At 73.4% G+C, this 17,238-nt stretch carries 11 protein-coding genes; 4 read left to right on the forward strand and 7 right to left on the reverse strand.

The window, feature by feature from the left end:
- Positions 1-115: 115 nt before the first annotated feature.
- The 3 genes from ACFUJ1_RS19305 to ACFUJ1_RS19315 all read right to left on the reverse strand — a co-directional run bounded on the left by ACFUJ1_RS19305 (position 116) and on the right by ACFUJ1_RS19315 (position 3,785).
- Positions 116-934, reverse strand: a complete 819-nt coding sequence (locus ACFUJ1_RS19305) for a (2Fe-2S)-binding protein (RefSeq protein WP_378647401.1) — start codon at positions 932-934, stop codon at positions 116-118.
- Positions 931-1,389, reverse strand: a complete 459-nt coding sequence (locus ACFUJ1_RS19310) for a TIGR02611 family protein (RefSeq protein ID WP_378647403.1) — start codon at positions 1,387-1,389, stop codon at positions 931-933. Before ACFUJ1_RS19310 ends, ACFUJ1_RS19305 begins: the two co-directional genes overlap by 4 nt.
- A 188-nt stretch (positions 1,390-1,577) precedes the next feature.
- A complete protein-coding gene (locus ACFUJ1_RS19315; protein WP_378647405.1) occupies positions 1,578-3,785 on the reverse strand; it encodes a solute carrier family 23 protein in 2,208 nt (735 codons plus the stop codon).
- A gap of 586 nt (positions 3,786-4,371) precedes the next feature.
- Between ACFUJ1_RS19315 and ACFUJ1_RS19320 the strand changes: the two genes are divergently transcribed.
- Positions 4,372-4,707 (forward strand): hypothetical protein, encoded by a 336-nt coding sequence (locus ACFUJ1_RS19320; RefSeq protein ID WP_378647407.1) that lies wholly within the window; start codon positions 4,372-4,374, stop codon positions 4,705-4,707.
- Between the two features lie 9 nt (positions 4,708-4,716).
- On the opposite strand, the gene ACFUJ1_RS19325 is transcribed toward ACFUJ1_RS19320, so the two are convergent.
- The gene (locus tag ACFUJ1_RS19325; RefSeq protein WP_378647409.1) at positions 4,717-5,451 is read right to left on the reverse strand and encodes a MerR family transcriptional regulator; all 735 of its coding nucleotides are present in this window, start codon (positions 5,449-5,451) and stop codon (positions 4,717-4,719) included.
- Between the two features lie 300 nt (positions 5,452-5,751).
- Here ACFUJ1_RS19325 and ACFUJ1_RS19330 point away from each other — a divergent pair, with 300 nt between their 5' ends.
- Together ACFUJ1_RS19330 and ACFUJ1_RS19335 are read left to right on the forward strand one after the other, a co-directional pair.
- Positions 5,752-6,255, forward strand: a complete 504-nt coding sequence (locus ACFUJ1_RS19330; protein WP_378647410.1) for a hypothetical protein — start codon at positions 5,752-5,754, stop codon at positions 6,253-6,255.
- Between the two features lie 8 nt (positions 6,256-6,263).
- Positions 6,264-6,620 carry a DUF1707 domain-containing protein gene (locus ACFUJ1_RS19335; protein WP_378647411.1) on the forward strand — a complete coding sequence of 119 codons (357 nt, stop codon included), beginning with the start codon at positions 6,264-6,266 and terminating at the stop codon, positions 6,618-6,620.
- Between the two features lie 262 nt (positions 6,621-6,882).
- On the opposite strand, the gene ACFUJ1_RS19340 is transcribed toward ACFUJ1_RS19335, so the two are convergent.
- Together ACFUJ1_RS19340 and ACFUJ1_RS19345 are read right to left on the reverse strand one after the other, a co-directional pair.
- Positions 6,883-9,318 carry a tetratricopeptide repeat protein gene (locus ACFUJ1_RS19340; RefSeq protein WP_378647412.1) on the reverse strand — a complete coding sequence of 812 codons (2,436 nt, stop codon included), beginning with the start codon at positions 9,316-9,318 and terminating at the stop codon, positions 6,883-6,885.
- Between the two features lie 133 nt (positions 9,319-9,451).
- A complete protein-coding gene (locus ACFUJ1_RS19345; RefSeq protein WP_378647413.1) occupies positions 9,452-10,999 on the reverse strand; it encodes an amino acid permease in 1,548 nt (515 codons plus the stop codon).
- A 135-nt stretch (positions 11,000-11,134) separates the two neighbouring features.
- On the opposite strand from ACFUJ1_RS19345, the gene ACFUJ1_RS19350 reads away from it, so the two are divergent.
- Entirely contained in the window at positions 11,135-12,172 is a 1,038-nt protein-coding gene (locus tag ACFUJ1_RS19350; RefSeq protein ID WP_378647414.1) for an SPFH domain-containing protein, read from the forward strand.
- Positions 12,173-12,291: 119 nt separating this feature from the next.
- Here ACFUJ1_RS19350 and ACFUJ1_RS19355 read toward each other — a convergent pair whose 3' ends face one another.
- On the reverse strand, positions 12,292-17,178 hold the full coding sequence (locus tag ACFUJ1_RS19355) for an NAD-glutamate dehydrogenase (RefSeq protein WP_378647415.1): 4,887 nt from the start codon (positions 17,176-17,178) through the stop codon (positions 12,292-12,294).
- Positions 17,179-17,238: the final 60 nt, after the last annotated feature.

Here is a 17,238-nt window from a genome sequence, read left to right on the forward strand (position 1 = left end):
CTCGGGGGCGGATCCCGCGTCGATGCCGGGCACCCGTGTGCTCCGGCGCTGCCATGCTATCGGCACCGCCGGGCGGGTGCGCCGACGGACACCGCCGCCGTGGGTTCGCCGGGAGTCAGTTCCCGGTGGTCAGTGCCGTCAGCAACTGCTCGCGCTCGGCGGCGGGGCGCTTGGGGCAGCTGGTGCACATGGCGCAGCCGGGGGCTTCGAAGACCAGGCAGCAGGAGATCCGCTTGACGAAGGTGCGGCCCGCGACCTCCTGGAAGCGGGGTGTCGGCAGCTTGCCGCCGACGTCGTGCGCCAGCGTGGGGGCGATCGCGGGGGCGCCCGCATCGATGGCACGGTTGCCGATGGCGTCGGCGACCACCGCCCAGAGTGCGGGGATGCCCGCGCCCGATGCCTGGGCGACGGTGGCGATGACCGAGGCCAGGCTGGCGCGCAGCGCCTGCGCGGCGGCGCGCGTGTCCGGCGCCGGGCTGTTTGCCGCGCGCCGGAAGAGGGCCCGCTCGGCCGACGCCGGTGCGACGGGTGCGAGTGCGGCGGGCGCGGGCGTAGCGGACGCGGGCGTAGCGGACGCGGGCGTAGCGGACGCGGGCGTAGCGGACGCGGGGGCGACGGGCGCGGTATCGCCCGGTTGCGCTGCGGCGGGCGCGAGATCGGAAGCGGCGGGCGGGTCGGCGGGGAGCAGCACGGTTTCGATGCCGCCGTCGGCGCGCACCGGGCAGTTGATCCGGTCCAGCTCGACGGCGGGCACCGGCGCCGCTGCGACGTAGGCCCGCACCACGGGCTGCACCAGGGCCGAGGCCACCATGCACCACCACAGCGTGCCCGCGGCGCGACAGGAGTCGGTGCCCCAGCTCCGGCCCATCTCCGCGATCCGCGCGGTGACCCACGCGGGATCGCGCAGCGCGGCGCCGCCGACCGTCTCCGTCACTTCAGGGGACTGCGCAACCATGGCCATTCCACTCCGATCCAGCCGCCGACCAGCGAGAACGTATTCAGCACCCACAGCGTCGCGACGACGAGGAGGAAGGTACCGAGCGCCGCGAGCGCGCGCACCAGCGGGCCGCGCGCCGAGAACCATGCCATGAATCGCCGGTACCGCCCGCGAAGCCACCGCAGGACACGCTGGGCCCAGGCGAATTCGCTGGCCAGGATGCCGAGCCCGGCGAAGACGAGGGCCCAGCCGGGCCCCGGGTAGGGGATGGCGACGATGCCGAGCGCCAGCACCGCGACCCCGGCCAGCGCGACCAGGATCCGGTAGCCGAACTCGACTCCGCGGCGCTCCGCGATCCGGCGCCGCCAGGCGTACTTGTGCTCGCGCTCGGCGCGAGTCTCCGCTGAGTCGTCGGGCGGCGCTGGCGCGACGGGGTCCGGCTCGATGGTCACCAGCCCAGCGTACGAGCCGTCCGGGCGCGGCAGCGCGAACGCGCCCACTCGGCGGGCCGAGCACCGCGGCTCGTCCGCTCAGCGGGCCGCCACAGCCCGCCGACTCGGCGGGCCGGTCACAGCGGCGAACCCACTCGGCGGGCCGGACGACCCCGGCCCGCCCGGACGGCGCCGGGCGGACCGCGGTGTCAGGCCGGTTCGAGCACCCGCCGCTGCCCGCGCTCGTCGATCTGCGCGATCCCGTCCACGGTCACCTCGACGACCCGCGCGCTGGCGATGTCGAAGAACAGCCCGGTGACCGTGGCGCCGCGCTCGAGCACGGCCGGGTGCGCGCGCAGCGTCTCCAGCTGCACGGCCACGTTCACCATGCTGAGCTGGTCGACCTCGCCGAAGCCCGCCGCGCGGGCGGCGAGCGCGACCGGGTGGCCGCGCCGGAACCGCTCCAGGCTGGGCGCGGCGTGCGCCAGCCAGGCGTCGATCTCCGGCCCGGCCGCCGCGCCGGAGTGCAGCGCCTTCATCGCCCCGCAGGACGAGTGGCCGCAGACCACGACGCTGCGCACGTCCAGCTCGGCCAGCGCGAAGAGCAGCGCCGCCTCCACCGACGGGTCGCCGGAGACCGGGACCAGATTGCCGACGTTGCGCACGGTGAACAGGTCGCCGGGGCCGCTGTTGGTGATGACGTTCGGCACGATCCGGGAATCGGCGCAGGTGAGGAAGAAGGAATCCGGGTCCTGCCGGTCGCGCAGTTCGTCGAGGTGCGGCCGCACCACGTGCGCGTGGCTGCGGTGGTAGGCCGCGACCCCCGCGGTCACCCGGTCCCCCTGCACCCCCTCGTTCCGCCACGGCCCGAGGAGGTCGTCCCAGATGGCGCGGCCCATGCCGCGGGCGGGCGGCCCCGCGGTGGCGTCGGCCATCCGCGCGCTGCCGATCTCGACGAAGTGCACCGAGCCGCCGCCGTTCTCCTGCTGGCGCACCCACTCCTCCAGCGCCTCGAAGGCGGCGTGATCGAGGAAGTCGACGGTCATCTCCACCGTGACGTCGGCACCGGCGGGCACCTTGCCCAGCTCGCCGGTGAGCCGCGGCAGCGCCAGGAAGGTACAGGAGCCGTCGATCCGCACCACCCACTGCTCGGAGCCGGGCGCCTGCTGGGCGTGCACGTGGATCCGGACCACCCGCCAGAGCAGCAGCGCGAAGGCGAGCGCGAGCCCGATGAGCACCCCCTCCAGCAGGTTGAGGAAGATGACGCCGAGGATGGTGGAGGCGTAGATCAGCAGGTCGCCGGTGCGCTTGGCGAGCTTGATGTGCGCGAGCTTGACCAGCTGGATGCCGATCACGATGAGCAGCCCGGCCAGCGCGGCGAGCGGGATCTGCTGCACCAGCGAGGCCAGCACCACCGAGAAGATCAGCAGCCAGACGCCGTGCAGGATGGCCGAGGCCCGGCTGCGCGCGCCCGCGGCGACGTTGGTCGCGCTGCGCACGATGACGCCGGTCACCGGCAGCCCGCCCGCGAGGCCGGAGAGCACGTTCGCCGCGCCCTGGCCGATCAGCTCGCGGTCGAAGTCGGTGCGTTTGCCGTCGTGCATCTTGTCGATGGCGACCGCGGAGAGCAGGCTCTCCACGCTGGCGATCAGCGCGATGGTGAGCACCATGAGCGCGACGGCGGCCCAGCCGCCGTCCGGGATCCGCGGCAGCGCGATGGCGTCGAAGAGCGAGCCGTTCAGCACGATCCGCTCGACGTCGGTGGGCAGTACCAGGGAGAGCACGGTGGCGACCAGGACGGCCACCAGCGGGCCGGGCACGGCCGCGAGCCGCTTCGGCACCCGGCGCCAGCCGATCATGATCGCGACGACGACCAGCCCGATGGCGGCGTCCCAGGCGTGCAGGTGCAGGACCTGCTGCGGCAGCTGGGTGATGTTGCGCCAGGCGCTGCTCTGCGATGCGCCGCCGAGCAGCACGTGCACCTGCTGCAGCGCGATGGTCAGGCCGATGCCTGCCAGCATGGCGTGCACCACCACCGGCGCCACCGCGAGCGCGGCGCGCGCCACCCGGCTCAGCCCGAAGAGGATCTGCAGCACACCGGCGGCGACCACGATGAAACAGGTGGTGCGCCAGCCGAATTGGTTGATCGACTCGGCGACCACCACGGTCAGCCCGGCCGCGGGGCCGCTGACCTGCAACACCGACCCGCCGAGGAATCCGGCCACGATGCCGCCGATGACCGCGGCGATGAGCCCGGCCTCCACCGGCGCGCCGGAGGCGACCGCGATGCCCAGCGAGAGCGGGAGCGCGACGAGGAACACCACGATGGAGGAGGGAACGTCGTGGCGCAGAACGGAATTCATCCGCTCCCGCAGCGCGGGGCGGCCGGGTGGAGCCAGGTCGTTCTCGATTGCCATGTCTTCTCCTTCGCCGACCCGGGCACAGCCGGGGTCGGTTGACGATCACGAAATCCGACGGGGAGCAGACCGCGAACCGGCAGTCGCGGTGGAGCGATGCCCCGGCGCTGCTGCGGGCCGGGGTGCAATGAAAAGCAAGGGTATTGGTAATGACTTAGCAAAGCCTGAGAACTCCGCTGCCGGGCGGATTGCTACGCGGCCGTTCTGAAACCCTTGCGCTTCAACATTTCTCGCCCGTCGGGCGGAGACGCGGGGCGACGTCGGTGTCGGTGAACATATTTCTCCTTCGCCGGGGCCGAACCCCGGTTCATCGGCGGAACATGTGCGGCATCGAACGCGCCGCGCGGGAGCGCGGCGCCCTTGGTACGTGACCGTGACGCTGAGGTCGCCCCAATAGTAAAGATGAACCAAAGCATGTGGAAAGTCCCAGGTCGGACGAATGGCGCACACAATCAACCTGTGACCGTCCACATAGTGTGGCGCTTCCCATCAGCGGGAACAGTCGATCCGAGCGTTGGCACGTCTTCAACGTACCGTTAGATAACGGCGCACTACAGAGTGTGCACTTATTCGAACGGAGTTCCCGATGACCACCAGTTCGACCACCCGCCGCATTCTCGCCACCCTCGCGCTGACCGGCACCGTCGCCGGCGTCATCGCGGGCGCGGCAGGCACCGCGGGCGCCGCACCGCGGGATTCGCGCCACGGCCGGGACGACACCGGCTGGGACCACATCGACCCGAGGGGCTACCACCACGACTCGGACGACCCGCGCTCGCGGGCCGAGACCAGGGACAACCGCAGGGCCTACTACGCCGAGAACTACCCGAACTCCGGCAGCGGCGGCGACAACACCACCTGGTCCCGCTCGGACAACGAGGACGGCTGGACGGTCTGCAAGCCGCAGGCCCGCTACTGCTAGGGGCGCGGCTCAGGCGCCGGGCAGCGCCTCGTTCAGCTCGGAGTCCTGGGCCAGGTAGCGCGCGGTGTACCGGTTCACCAACTCGGCGGCGAGCCGGCCCGGCGCGGTCCTGGTGACCTCGGCCCGCTCGGCGAGCTCGGCGATGTCGGCGGCGGTGCGCTCCGATTCCAGGAACGGCTGCCACGCGGTGCGCTGGAAGAGCTCGACGAAGCGGCGCGAGACGCGCTCGCAATCGCCGCGCAACCGGTCCAGCTCGTCGAGCACGTCGGCGACCGGGACACCGGCGGCGCCGAGCTGCTCGGCGACCGCGATGAGCTGCGGGTCGGCGATCCGGTAGGTGGTGGCGTCCACCGGTTCGTACAGCCCGGCGGCGACCACCCTGGTCAGCCCGTTCGGCACCGCGCGGTACCGCTCGTCGAGGTCGGTGGCGGAGATGGTCTCGCCGGTACCCGCCGCGGCGCCGTCCAGCTCCTCGGCGTCGGAGACCCCGAGCACGTCGCCGAGGTCGTCGCCGCGATCCCACGCCTCAAGCAGCTCTCGGATCCCGTTGAGCTTAATTCCGCGATCCAGCAATCGGCTGATGGTGCGAATTCGGTTCAGGTGCTCCCGGCTGTAGAAACCGGTGCGCCCCTTCACCTGCGGCGGGGGGAGCACGCCGCGCTCGTGGTACACGCGCACGCTGCGAACCGTCGTGTCAGCCGCACGCGCCAGCTCATCGATCGTGTACTCAACACCCGCAGACATGCACTAAGGAAACCATATCCGGCGTGCCGGGCACGGCCCGCCGCGCGCCGCCCCGCCGGGGCGCGGCACCGGGTTCGTGACACCGCACAACGCCGCGGGCGCCCGGCCGGACATCGCGACCCGAACCCGGTGACCCGGCACGGAACGGGGGCTCTTCCGGCCCTGCGCAAGTCCCGGGCAACCGCAGCGGCGCCGGCGATTCCCAGGATCGGGAAGACGCGGCGCTCGACAGCACAGTTTACCCATGGATAACGTCTCGTTATATAGCGGCAGTATTGCGCCGCGGGAGTGGAGGCTTCGATGTTCACGAGGTTCGCGGCACGGGCGATGGCCGCGTGCGTTGCGGTGGCCGCCGGTGCGATCGGCACCGGGCTCGGCGGCGGTGCGGCGCAGGCCGACGAGGGCATCGCCTGTCTCTGGGCCGGCGTCTCGCACCCCTACCTGTCCGAGGTGGTGGCAGGCGGCTGGAACTTCGAGTGCGGCTGGGACGGGCTCAGCTCGCACTGGTTCCGCGGCGGGCGGACCGGCGCGCCGAGCACGGTGCCGAATCCGGGCGCCGGCTCGGCGCCGTCCGGCTCGTTCAGCGGTGGCGCGCTGCAGCCGGGAACCGCCTACACCGACTACTGCGTCGGCAGCCAGCTGATCGAGGGCGCCGAGGACGTCTACCAGGTGGTCTGGGGCGCGAGCGGCCCGCCGTTCTGGAAGGCCGCCGCGCCGATCGCGCAGTGGCGCTTCGACGCCGGGACCGGGCCGCAGCCCTCCTGGCGCTCCTCCAGCCTGTGCTACGACGGCATGCTGATCTGAGCCGGGCCGTGGCCGCATCCGATTCGCGCGCGGGCGACGCCGACCGCGAGCGCGCCATGCGCGAGCTCGTCGAGCACCTGGGCTCCGGCAGGCTGAGCCTGCCGGAGTTCGAGGTGCGCAGCGCGGCGGTGGTGGCGGCGGAGAGCAGGGCGGAGCTGGCCGAGTCCTTCGCCGACCTGCCCGCCGGGGTGCCGCCGGGGCCGCCCGGCCCGGCTCCGCGCCCCGGGGTGCGGCGGGCGGTGCTCGCTGCCGGGTCGGTCGGCGCGGCGGTGCTGCTGACCGTGCTGAGCGGCCAATGGGTCTGGCTGCTCGGACTGCTCGCCGTCCCGTTGCTGCTCCGCCCGGTGCTGGCGCGACCGGGCTGAACTCCGTGCGCGGTACCGGTCGCCGCCGAGCACGGGCGACGCCTCGGAGCGCGCCGCGGCGCGATGCGAACCGGGGCTACGCCTCGCGCCGCGACAAGAGCCGCGCCACGGCCTCGGGCCGCGTCAAGAGCCGCGCTACAGCCCTCGGGCCGCGTCAAGAGCCGCGCTACAGCCCTCGGGCCGCGTCAAGAGCCGCGCTACAGCCCTCGCGCCGCGTCAAGAGCCGCGCTACAGCCCTCGCGCCGCGACAAGAGCCGCCTGGCTAGAACCGGGTCCGGGGCCGGACGTAGTTGGCCAGGTCGACTAGGCGGTACCGGTGCAGCCGCTGCGGCGCGCCGCGGGCGAGCGCGCGCAGCGCGGTCTCCAGCCCCGCGCGCAGCCCGGGGCGGGTGAACGGGGTACCGAGGATGGTGCTGTCCGCCCGCACCGCACGCGGCTGGGCATCCAGCGACTGCAGCGCGGCGCCGAGGACGACGATCCGCAGCTGCAGCGCGCGCGGCTCGTCCGGCGCGGCCTCCAGCCTGGCGGCCGCCTCGGCCAGGTCGGCCTCGGTGATCTCGGCGGCCGGGCGCGAGACCAGCAGCAGGCAGCCGGTGAGCCGGGCGATGCCGTGGTAGCGCGAGGCATCGGGCACCTGGTCCAGGATCTCGACGGCCTCCGGCACCCGCTGCTCGGCGCCGAGCAGCCTGGCCAGCCCGAAGGCCGCGCTCACCGCGCCGCGGTCGGTGCGCCACACGGTGCGGTAGTACTCGATCGCCGCCGCGCTCCAGCGCTCCGCCGCCTCGGGCCCGCCCAGTGCCAGCTCGGCGGTGGCGGCCAGCGCGAGCTGTGGCGCCAGCTCCCCGGGGACCATGGTGTGCACCCGGTCGAAGTGCTCGTACGCGGTGCGGTGCTCACCGTCGAGCAGCGCGGCGATCGCGCTGTACCACTCGATCCGCCAGTCGCCGCCGTAGCGCGGCCGCAGCTCGGCGAGGCGCGCGCGGGCCTGCCCGACGTCGCCGAGGTCGAGGTGCGCGCGGACGACGGTGAGCGTGCCCTCCAGCTCGAAGGTCGCCGGCTCCGGGATGGTGCCCGCGACGATCCGGTCGGCGGCGCGGCGCAGCGAGTCCAGCGCGTGGATCGGGTCGGCGTGCGGCAGCGTGGAGAGCAGCTCGGCGCTCGGGTCCTCGCTGTCGACCAGCGGCACCGGCAGCGCGGCGACCACGCTCGGGGCGTCCAGGGTCGGCAGCCGGTGCCTGCCGTCGGCCATGCCGTCGGTCTGGCCGATCACGGTCTCGATGCCGAAGGCGCCGCGCATCGAGCCGAACTCGGCCGACGACTGCGGGTGCTCCAGCTCGGTGTCGGTGGCGAGCACCATCCGGAGCACCCCGGCGAGCTGGCAGTGCAGCGCGTAGGCCGAGGGGAAGCGGCGCGCCGGGTCCGGGTCGGTGGCGCGGACGAGGAGCCTGCGCAGCGCCGGGTAGCGGCCGAGCAGCGGCACCTCGTCGGCGTCGGGGATACCGGTGCGGTAGTGGCCGTGCTCGTCCTTCGGCAACTCCAGCACCAGCGCGGCCAGCGTGCGGCCGACGGTGTGGATGTCGGAGGCGACGGTCGGGCCGGTCTCGGTGACCTCGGGGGCCTGGTAGCCGGGGGTGCCGTAGATACTGCCGTAGGACTCGACGGCGGCCACCGCGCCCAGGTCGATCAGCTTGACCTCGTCCGCGCTGACCATGACGTTGTCCGGCTTGAGGTCGTTGTAGGCGAGTCCGGAGGAGTGCAGGTAGTCGAGCGCGGGCAGGATCTCCATCAGGTAGGCGATCGCGTCGGCGACCGGGAGCCGCTCCGGCGCGGCCAGGTCGAGCAGCGTCTTCAGGGAGCGGCCGCCGACGTACTCCATGACGATGTAGCCGTCCGGGGTGTCCCGGACCGAGCGGTGCTTCACGAAGTTGTAGATCTTGACGATGCTCGGGTACGCCACCTCGGAGAGGAACTGCCGCTCGGCGAGCGCGACCACGTGCGCCTCGAAGTCGAGCGGGTTCTGCAGCCCCTTGAGCACCACCCAGCGGTCGCTCACGTTGCGGTCGATGGCCAGGTAGATCCAGCCGAGGCCGCCGTGCGCGAGGCAGCCCTGCACCTCGTACTGGCCGGCCACCATCTCCCCCGCGGCCAGCGCGGGGCGGAAGTTGAACGGCGAGCGGCAGCGGGCGCACTCCCCCGCCACCGGGCCTGGCTCGCCGCCGGTGCCGCGGCCGACCGGGTGCTGGCACTTCCAGCAGTGCCGCTTGTGCTCGGCCACCTCCGGGTTCGGCAGCACCGCGCCGCGCGGGTCGAGCGGGCTCACCTGGGGCATGGACACCAGGCCGTCGCCGAGCCTGCGGGTGCCTGGACGCGATCGCGCGCTGCGGCCGGAGCCGGGCTGGGTGCCGGAGTCGAGCGCCGCGAAAAGCGCCGCGGCGGTGTCCATCTGTTCGGCACCGGAGTCGGGTCCGGTGCCGGAGTCCGGTCCGGTGCCGATGTCGGGTCCGGCGCCTCGGTCCGGCTCGGTGCCGCGCTCGGCCGCGCGGTCGGCGACGGCGGTCTGACCCGGCCGCGCCCCTGCGGTCGGGGCGCGCCTGGTCGCCCACGGGTGCCTGGCGCGCCTGGGCAGCTCGGTGCCCCTGATCCGCCTGCTCGACCACGGGTGCGGCAGGGGGCGGTCGGCGTCGGGCTGCTCCGGCATGCGAACCTCTCGGACCCACTCGTTCGGCGCCCCATTGTGATCCACCACCTTTCGTTCCGGGCAACCTCGTATTCCCAGCGCTGGGAACAGCACTCCACCCCGGGCGGGTCGCCCGGGGTGGAGTGGAAGGCGGTCAGTCGCGGTCGTCGGCCGCCTCGGATTTGCCGAGCACCACCGCGGGGCCGCCGCTGCCCGGCGGCCGCTCGGCCACCACCGGGAAGGCCCCGGTGTGCCCGACCCGCGCCGTCGCGATCGCCAGCACCCGCTTGCGGGCGAGGAACCAGCCGCCGACGAAGAGCGGGAACACCACCAGCAGGGTGGCGATCACCGCGCCGCGCTGCACCGCGTCGTCGCTGAAGAGCATCAGCAGCACCACCGTGGCCAGGAAGACCAGGGTCGCGTAGCTGGTGTACGGCGCACCGAAGAGCCGGAACTTGGGCCGCTCGATCCGCCCCTCCTTGGCCCACCTGTACAGCTTGAGCTGGCAGAGGATGATCGCGCTCCACGCGGCGATGGTGCCGAGCGCCGACATGTTGAGCACGATCTCGAACGCCTGCTCCGGGACAAGGGCGTTGAGCCCGACGCCGAAGAGCGCGATCGCGCCGGTCGCCAGGATGCCGACGTAGGGCACGCCGCCCTTCGACATCCGGGCGGCGATCCCCGGTGCGCTGCCGCTCATCGACATCGAGCGCAGGATCCGGCCGGTCGAGTACAGCCCGGCGTTCAGGCTGGAGAAGGCGGCGGTGAGCACCACCAGGTTCATCGCCGAGCCCGCGCCGTCGACGCCGATCTTGGAGAAGAAGGTGACGAACGGGCTCTCCCCGGAGCGGAACGCGGTGTAGGGCAGCAGCAGCGCGAGCAGCACCAGCGAGCCGACGTAGAAGAGCGCGATCCGGGCGATCACCGAGTTGATCGCGCGCGGCATGACCTTCTCCGGATTCTCCGTCTCCCCCGCCGCGGTGCCGACCAGCTCGACCGCCGCGTAGGCGAAGACGACGCCGGTGGTGACCAGGACCAGCGGCATCAATCCGCTCGGGAACAGCCCGCCGTTGTCGGCCATGATGCTCAGCCCCGTCGGCACGCCGTCGATCTCGGTGCGCTTGGCGAGGAAGACGGTGCCGATGACAAGGAACCCGACCAGCGCGACCACCTTGATGATCGAGGCCCAGAACTCCAGCTCACCGAACCAGCGCACCGAGACCATGTTGATGGCGACCACCGCGGCCAGCGCGACGAACGCGATCACCCACTGCGGCACGACCTCGAACTTGCTCCAGAAGTGCACGTAGGTGGCGATGGCGGTGATGTCGACGATGCCGGTCATGCACCAGTGGAAGAAGTACATCCAGCCGACCGCGAAGGCCAGCTTCTCGCCGTAGAACTCGCGGGCGTAGGAGACGAAGGAGCCGGACGACGGGCGGTGCAGCACCAGCTCGCCGAGCGCCCGCAGGATGAAGAAGACGAAGACGCCGCAGATGGCGTAGATGAGGAAGAGCCCGGGGCCGGCGTGCGCCAGCCTGCCTCCCGCGCCGAGGAAGAGGCCGGTGCCGATGGCGCCGCCGATGGCGATCATCTGGATCTGCCGCGGGCGGAGCGCCTTGTGGTAGCCGGCGTCCTCCTCGAGCGGCGCGTCCGCCGCGGGGCCTGGGCTCTGCGCTTCGGGTGCGCGAACTGTAGTCATGCCGATGCCTTTCGCGTGACGGCGATCATATCGGTGATTAATGTACCGCCAAACAGCGGCACGTTCAATAGCGGTTCTCTAATTGGAGTGCCGCTATAGTGAAACGTGGGGAGCCGACTCGACGGAGGAGCGCGCATGGCCTGGTTGGCACGGGAGTTCATCGCGGTTCCGGAGAACCGCAAGAACCAGCTGGTCTACAAGTGGCCGGACGTCACCATCCGGCGCTACTCGCGCGCCATCGTGAACGCCGACGAGCTGGCGCTCTTCGTGCGCTCCGGGCAGGTGCTCGCCACGCTCGGCCCTGGCAGGCACCGGATCGACGCGGTCGAGCTCCCGGTGCTCGGCGCGCTGCTCGACGGCGTCACCGGGGGCAACCTCTACCGCGCGGAGCTGTACTTCGTCGCGGCCCGCGAGGTCACCGGGCTGCGCTTCGGCGGCAGGCTGGCCGACGTCCGCGACCCGGTGAGCGAACAGGTGGTGACGCTGCGCGCCTTCGGCGAGTTCGCGCTCGCGGTCCGCGATCCGGCGGTGCTGATCACCGCGCTGACCGGGACCACCGACCTCACCGACCCGGCCTCGGTGACCTCGTGGGCGGCCGAGCTGCTGCTCAAGTCCATGAAGGTGGCCGTCGCGCGCGGGGTCTCCGGCGGGGAGTGGCCGGTGCTCGGGCTCTCCGAGCAGCTGCGGCCGATCGAGGCGGCGGTGCTGCGGGAGACCAATCTCGCGCTCTACGAGTACGGGCTGCGCATTCCGCGGATGGGCAACTTCGACATCACCCTCGCTCCCGAGGACGCCGAGCGGTTGAAGCGGCTCGCCAAGGACATCACCTACATCCGGCTGGCAGGCGACTTCCAGCGGTACGCCGCGGGTGAGCTCGCGCTCGGCGCCGGGCAGGGGCTGGCGCACGGCGGCGGAGGTGGCGCCGAGGGTGGATTGCTCGGCGCCGCAATGGGTCTGGCGGCGCTGCAGCAGCCTCGGATCGTTCCGCCCGCGGTGCCGGAGCCCGCCGTGGGGTGCGGCGGGTGCGGGGCGGCGGCCCCGGCGGGCGCCCGGTTCTGCCCCGGGTGCGGTGCCAGGCTCGCCGCCGCGCCGCGGCACTGCCCCGGCTGCGGGGCCGAGGCCGCCCCCGGCGCGCGCTTCTGCGCCGCCTGCGGCACCGGGTTGACCGGCTGAGTCGTCAGGTGCGGTGGCGCACCCCCGGCTCCCCCGGGCGGCGGCCCCAGGCGGCGGCCCCAGGCGGCGGCCCCAGGCGGCGGCCCCGGGAGCACCAGGGGCACCAGGGCCGCCGCCGATCAGCCGGATCGGGAGGCGTTCCCCGACTCGCCGCCGACCAGCCCGCGCACCTGCCGCGCCGCTACCGACAGGGTGGCGATGTCGTGGTCGTCGGCGGCGAAGATCTCGCGCAGCGCGGCGCCCGCCCGTGCCAGCCTGGCCCGGTTGATCGACTCCCAGTAGGCGATCTTGGCGGCGACGCCGTCCTGCGGGCCGGTGGCGGCCAGCACGTCCCTGGTGAGCAGCCGCCAGGATTCGTAGAGGTCGTCGCGGACCGCGAGCCGGGCCAGGGTGTGCCAGCGGTCGCCGCGGGCGAGCCTGCCCACCGCGGTCAGCAGCCGCTCGATGGCGAAGTGCTCGTTCAGCGCGTACATCAGCGCGGTCACCTCCGCGGGGTCGCGCTCGGCGATCTCGGCGACGTCGACCGCGTCGAGCAGCGGGCACAGCTGGATCAGCCGGTACACCTCGGCGGCGATGTCCGCGGGCGCGCCGTGCTCGACCGCCCAGCGCGAGCGCGCGGCGAGGTCGGCGGCGAGGTAGCCGGTGAGCAGGGCGGGCACCGCGTCGGCGAGCACCCGGACCCGGTCCCAGTAGCGGGCGATCTCGGCGCCGATGGCGATCGGCTGCGGCCGGTTGGCCAGCAGCCACCGGGATGCCCGGTCCAGGGTGCGCTCGGCCTCCAGCTCGAGCTGGTCGCGGACCGCGGTCGGCATCGGCGTGCTGCGGATCCGCTCGCGCAGCACCGGCAGGTCGAAGATGGCCGAGGCGACGGTGCAGGCACGGACGGCGTCCTCGGTGGTCGCGCCCGCCTCCTCGGCGAGCCGGAAGGCGTAGGTGATGCCGCCGTTGTCGACCATGTCGTTGACCACCACGGTGGCGACGATCCGCCTGCGCAGCGGGTGCCTCGAGATGGCGGCGCCGAAGCGCTCGCGCAGCGGGGCCGGGAAGTAGCCGGGCAGTACCCCGGCGAAGGCGGGGCCGTCGAGCAGCTCGCCGTCGAGCAGCTCGGCCTTGAGCGCGAGCTTGACGTGCGCCATGAGGTTCGCGAGCTCGGGTGAGGAGAGGCCGCGGCCGTCGGCGCCCCTGCGGTCGAGCTCGGCGTCGGTGGGCAGCGCCGCGAGGCGGCGGTCGAGCCCGTGCCCGGACTCCAGGGCGCCGATCAGCCGCCGGTGCACGCCGAGCATGGCGGGCGCGTCCGCACGGGAGATGCCGAGCCGGACGTTCTGCGCGATGTTGTTGCGCAGCACCAGCTCCGCGACCTCGTCGGTCATCGAGGCGAGCAGCGGGTCGCGGTCGGCGGCGGCGAGCTCGCCCGCCGAGACCGCCGCGTCCAGCAGCACCTTGATGTTGACCTCGTGGTCGGAGCAGTCGACGCCCGCCGCGTTGTCCAGCGCGTCGGTGTTCATCCGGCCGCCCGCGCGGCAGAACTCGATCCGGCCGAGCGCGGTCACCCCGAGGTTGCCGCCCTCGCCGATCACCTTGACCCGCAGCCGGTCCGCGTCCACCCGCACGGCGTCGTTGCCCTTGTCGCCGACCTCGGCGTCGGATTCGGTGCTCGCCTTGACGTAGGTGCCGATGCCGCCGTTCCAGAGCAGGTCGACCGGGGCCTGCAGCGCCGCCCTGATCATCTCCGCAGGCGCGAGCGCGGTCACCTCGCGGGCGATGCCGAGCGCCGCGCGCACCTCGGGGGTGACCGGGATCGACTTGGCGGTGCGGTCGTGGACGCCGCCGCCGGGCGAGATGAGCGCGGTGTCGTAGTCGGCCCAGGAGGAGCGCGGCAGCGCGAACAGCCGGGCGCGCTCGGCGTGCGAGCGCGCGGCGTCCGGGGCGGGGTCGAGGAAGATGTGCCGGTGGTCGAAGGCGGCCACCAGCCGGATGTGCTCGGAGAGCAGCATGCCGTTGCCGAAGACGTCGCCGCTCATGTCGCCGACGCCGACCACGGTGAAGTCCTGGGTGCGCACGTCCACGTCCAGCTCGTGGAAGTGGCGTTCGACGCTGGTCCAGGCGCCGCGGGCGGTGATCCCCATGGCCTTGTGGTCGTAGCCGGCCGAGCCGCCGGAGGCGAAGGCGTCGCCGAGCCAGAAGCCGTACTCCCCGGCCACCTCGTTGGCGATGTCGGAGAAGGTCGCGGTGCCCTTGTCCGCGGCGACCACCAGGTAGCTGTCGTCGCCGTCGCGGCGCACGACGCGGGTGGGCGGGCGGGTCTCGCCGGTGGCCCGGTCGACATTGTCGGTGAGGTCGAGCAGCCCGGCGATGAAGGTGCGGTAGCAGGCGATGCCCTCGGCGAGCGCGGCCTTCCGGTCGGCCCCCGGGTCGCCGGTCGGCGCGGGCGGGTGCTTGACCACGAAGCCGCCCTTGGCGCCGACCGGGACGATCACCGCGTTCTTCACCGCCTGCGCCTTGACCAGCCCGAGGATCTCGGTGCGGAAGTCCTCCAGCCGGTCCGACCAGCGCAACCCGCCGCGCGCCACCGAGCCGAAACGCAGGTGCACACCCTCGACCCGCGGCGAGTAGACGAAGATCTCGTACTTCGGCCGCGGCTCGGGCAGCTCGGCGATGGCGGGTGGATCCAGCTTGCAGGAGAGGTACTCCGGCGGCCTGCCCGCGGCGTCGCGGCGGTAGTGGTTGGTGCGCAGCGTCGCCTCGATCAGCCCGTGCACGGCGCGCAGGATGCGGTCCGCGTCCAGCCCGGTGACCTCGTCGATCGCGGCCCGGAGCCGGACGGCGAGCGCCGCGGCGCGCACCCCGCGGGTCGGTTCGGGGGCGTCCGGGTCGAAGCGGGCGGCGAACAGCTCCGCGCAGGCGGCGGCGATGGCCGGGTGGCCGAGCAGCACCCGGGTGATGTGGTCGAAGGTGTACGGGAACCCGGCCTGCCGCAGGTACTTCGCGTACGCCCGGAGCATGGCGATCTGCCGCCAGTGCAGCCCCGCGCGCAGCACCAGCTCGTTGAGGCCGTCGACCTCGGCGTACCCGAACCACATGGCCTCGACCGCGTCGGGGAACCCGCGGCCGACGCCGGTGCGCGGCCCCGCGCCGATATCGCCCGCGCCGAGCCCGGCCTCCAGCTCCGGGTCGAGCGCACCGCGCAGCAGCGCGGCGGGCACCCGCAGCCCGAAGTCGAGGATCCAGCGATCCGCCGCGTCCGCGCGCCGCACCCGGTGCGGGCGCTCGTCGACGACCTCGACGCCGAGGCTGTGCAGCACCGGAAGCACCCGGCTGAGCGAGACGCCCGCGCCGGTGAGGTAGAGGGTGAACCGCCACTCCCCCGACGGCGCGCCCGCGTCGCGGGCGAGGCGGGTGTCGATCTCGCCGTCGCGCAGCCGCTCCAGCCTGCGCAGGTCGGCCAGCGCGCGGTCGGGGCCGTGCTCGTCCCGGTAGCTCGGCGGGAAGGCGTCGGCGTACGCGTCGAGCAGCGCGGGGGTGATGTCCGGTGCCGCCGCTGCGGCGCCGCGCAGCCGGTCCGCCCAGGTCAGGGTGGCGTCCTGGAGCAGTTGCTGGACCCGCGCGCGGCCGTCGTCGGAGAGGTCGGCGGGTGTGGCGCCCGCGGCGCGGTGCACGGTGAAGTACAGGACCGCCAGCTCGGATTCGGTGGCCCTGGCGGAGTAGGTGATCCGCTCGCCGCCGTACTCGGCGCGCAGCACCTCGGTCATCCGCCGCCGCACCTCGGCGGAGTAGCGGTCGCGCGGCAGGTAGACCAGGCAGTAGAGGGCGTCGCTGCGCACGTCGCGGCGGACGAAGAGCCGCAGCTGCCTGCGCAGCCCGAGCGTCATCACGTCGGTGACGGTCTCGTAGAGCCTGCGCGCGTCGGTGGAGAACAGCTCCGCGCGCGGGAACGACTGCATCAGCTCCAGCATGGTCTGCCCGGAGAACGAGTCCAGCGCCAGCCCGGACCGCGCGATGGCCTGCAGCGCCCGGCGGGAGACGACCGGGATGTCCAGGATGTTCTCGTGCAGCCCGGTGACGGCGAAGGTGCCGACGAAGACGTGCTCGCCCTGCACCATGCGCACGGTCTCGCCCGGCACGACGGCCTGGCCCCGCTCGCCGGCGCCGTAGTCGGCGACGCTCACGAAGTAGAGGTCGCGCGAGCCGGGCAGCAGCGATTCGACGGTGCCGTTGGACATGCGCAGCACCGAGCGCTTCGGCCCGAGCAGCGGGACGGTCAGCGCCACCGACCCGTCGTTGCGCAGCACGCCGAGCCCGGTGCCGGGCACCTGCCAGGCCTCGTCCGCGGTGGGGTTCGCGCGGCGGATCCGGTAGTAGCCGTAGCCGAGCACGGTGAAGTGGCCGTCACCCATCCAGCGCAGCAGCTCGGCGCACTCGGCGATCTCCGGGTCGTCGGCGCGCGCGGCGGCCCGGTCCAGGCTGCCCGCCACCTCGCCGAGCGTGCCGAGCATGGCGGGCCGGTGCTCGGCGACCCGGCGCAGGTCGTGCAGCAGCGGCGGCAGCGCCGCGGCGATCCGGTCGGCGGTCTCGGCGGTGAGGTCGGGCGCGAGCTGTACGTGGATCCAGGACTCGGCGAGCCCGGCGAGCGGCTCGCCGTCCGGGACCGCGACCCCCGTCAGGGCGCCGCCGCCGTCCCTGGTCACCGCGAAGACCGGGTGGATCACCTCGGTCACGGTGCCGCCGAGCCTGCGCAGCGCGGCGGTGACCGAGTCGACCAGCATCGGCATGTCGTCGTTCACGATCTGCACCGCGGCGCCGAGCCCGCCCGCGTCCCCCGGCCGGTACACCCGGGTGGCCGCCGAGCCGGGCGCGCGCACCGCGGCCAGCTCGCGGTGGCGGCGGAAGATCTGCTCGGCGCGGCCGGAGCCCGCCGCGGCGGCGCCGGGCGGGAGCCAGCGGAAGTACGCCGCCTCCGGGTCGTCCCCGAGCTGCCGCGGATTCGTGAACTGAGTGGTTGCCACCATCGACCTGTCGCCTTCCCGAGCGGGGTTCGTCCGCGCCGCGCCCGTTCGGCTATCTCTTAC

Source organism: Nocardia sp. NPDC057227 (genome assembly GCF_042669725.1).
Taxonomy (GTDB): domain Bacteria; phylum Actinomycetota; class Actinomycetes; order Mycobacteriales; family Mycobacteriaceae; genus Nocardia; species Nocardia asteroides_A.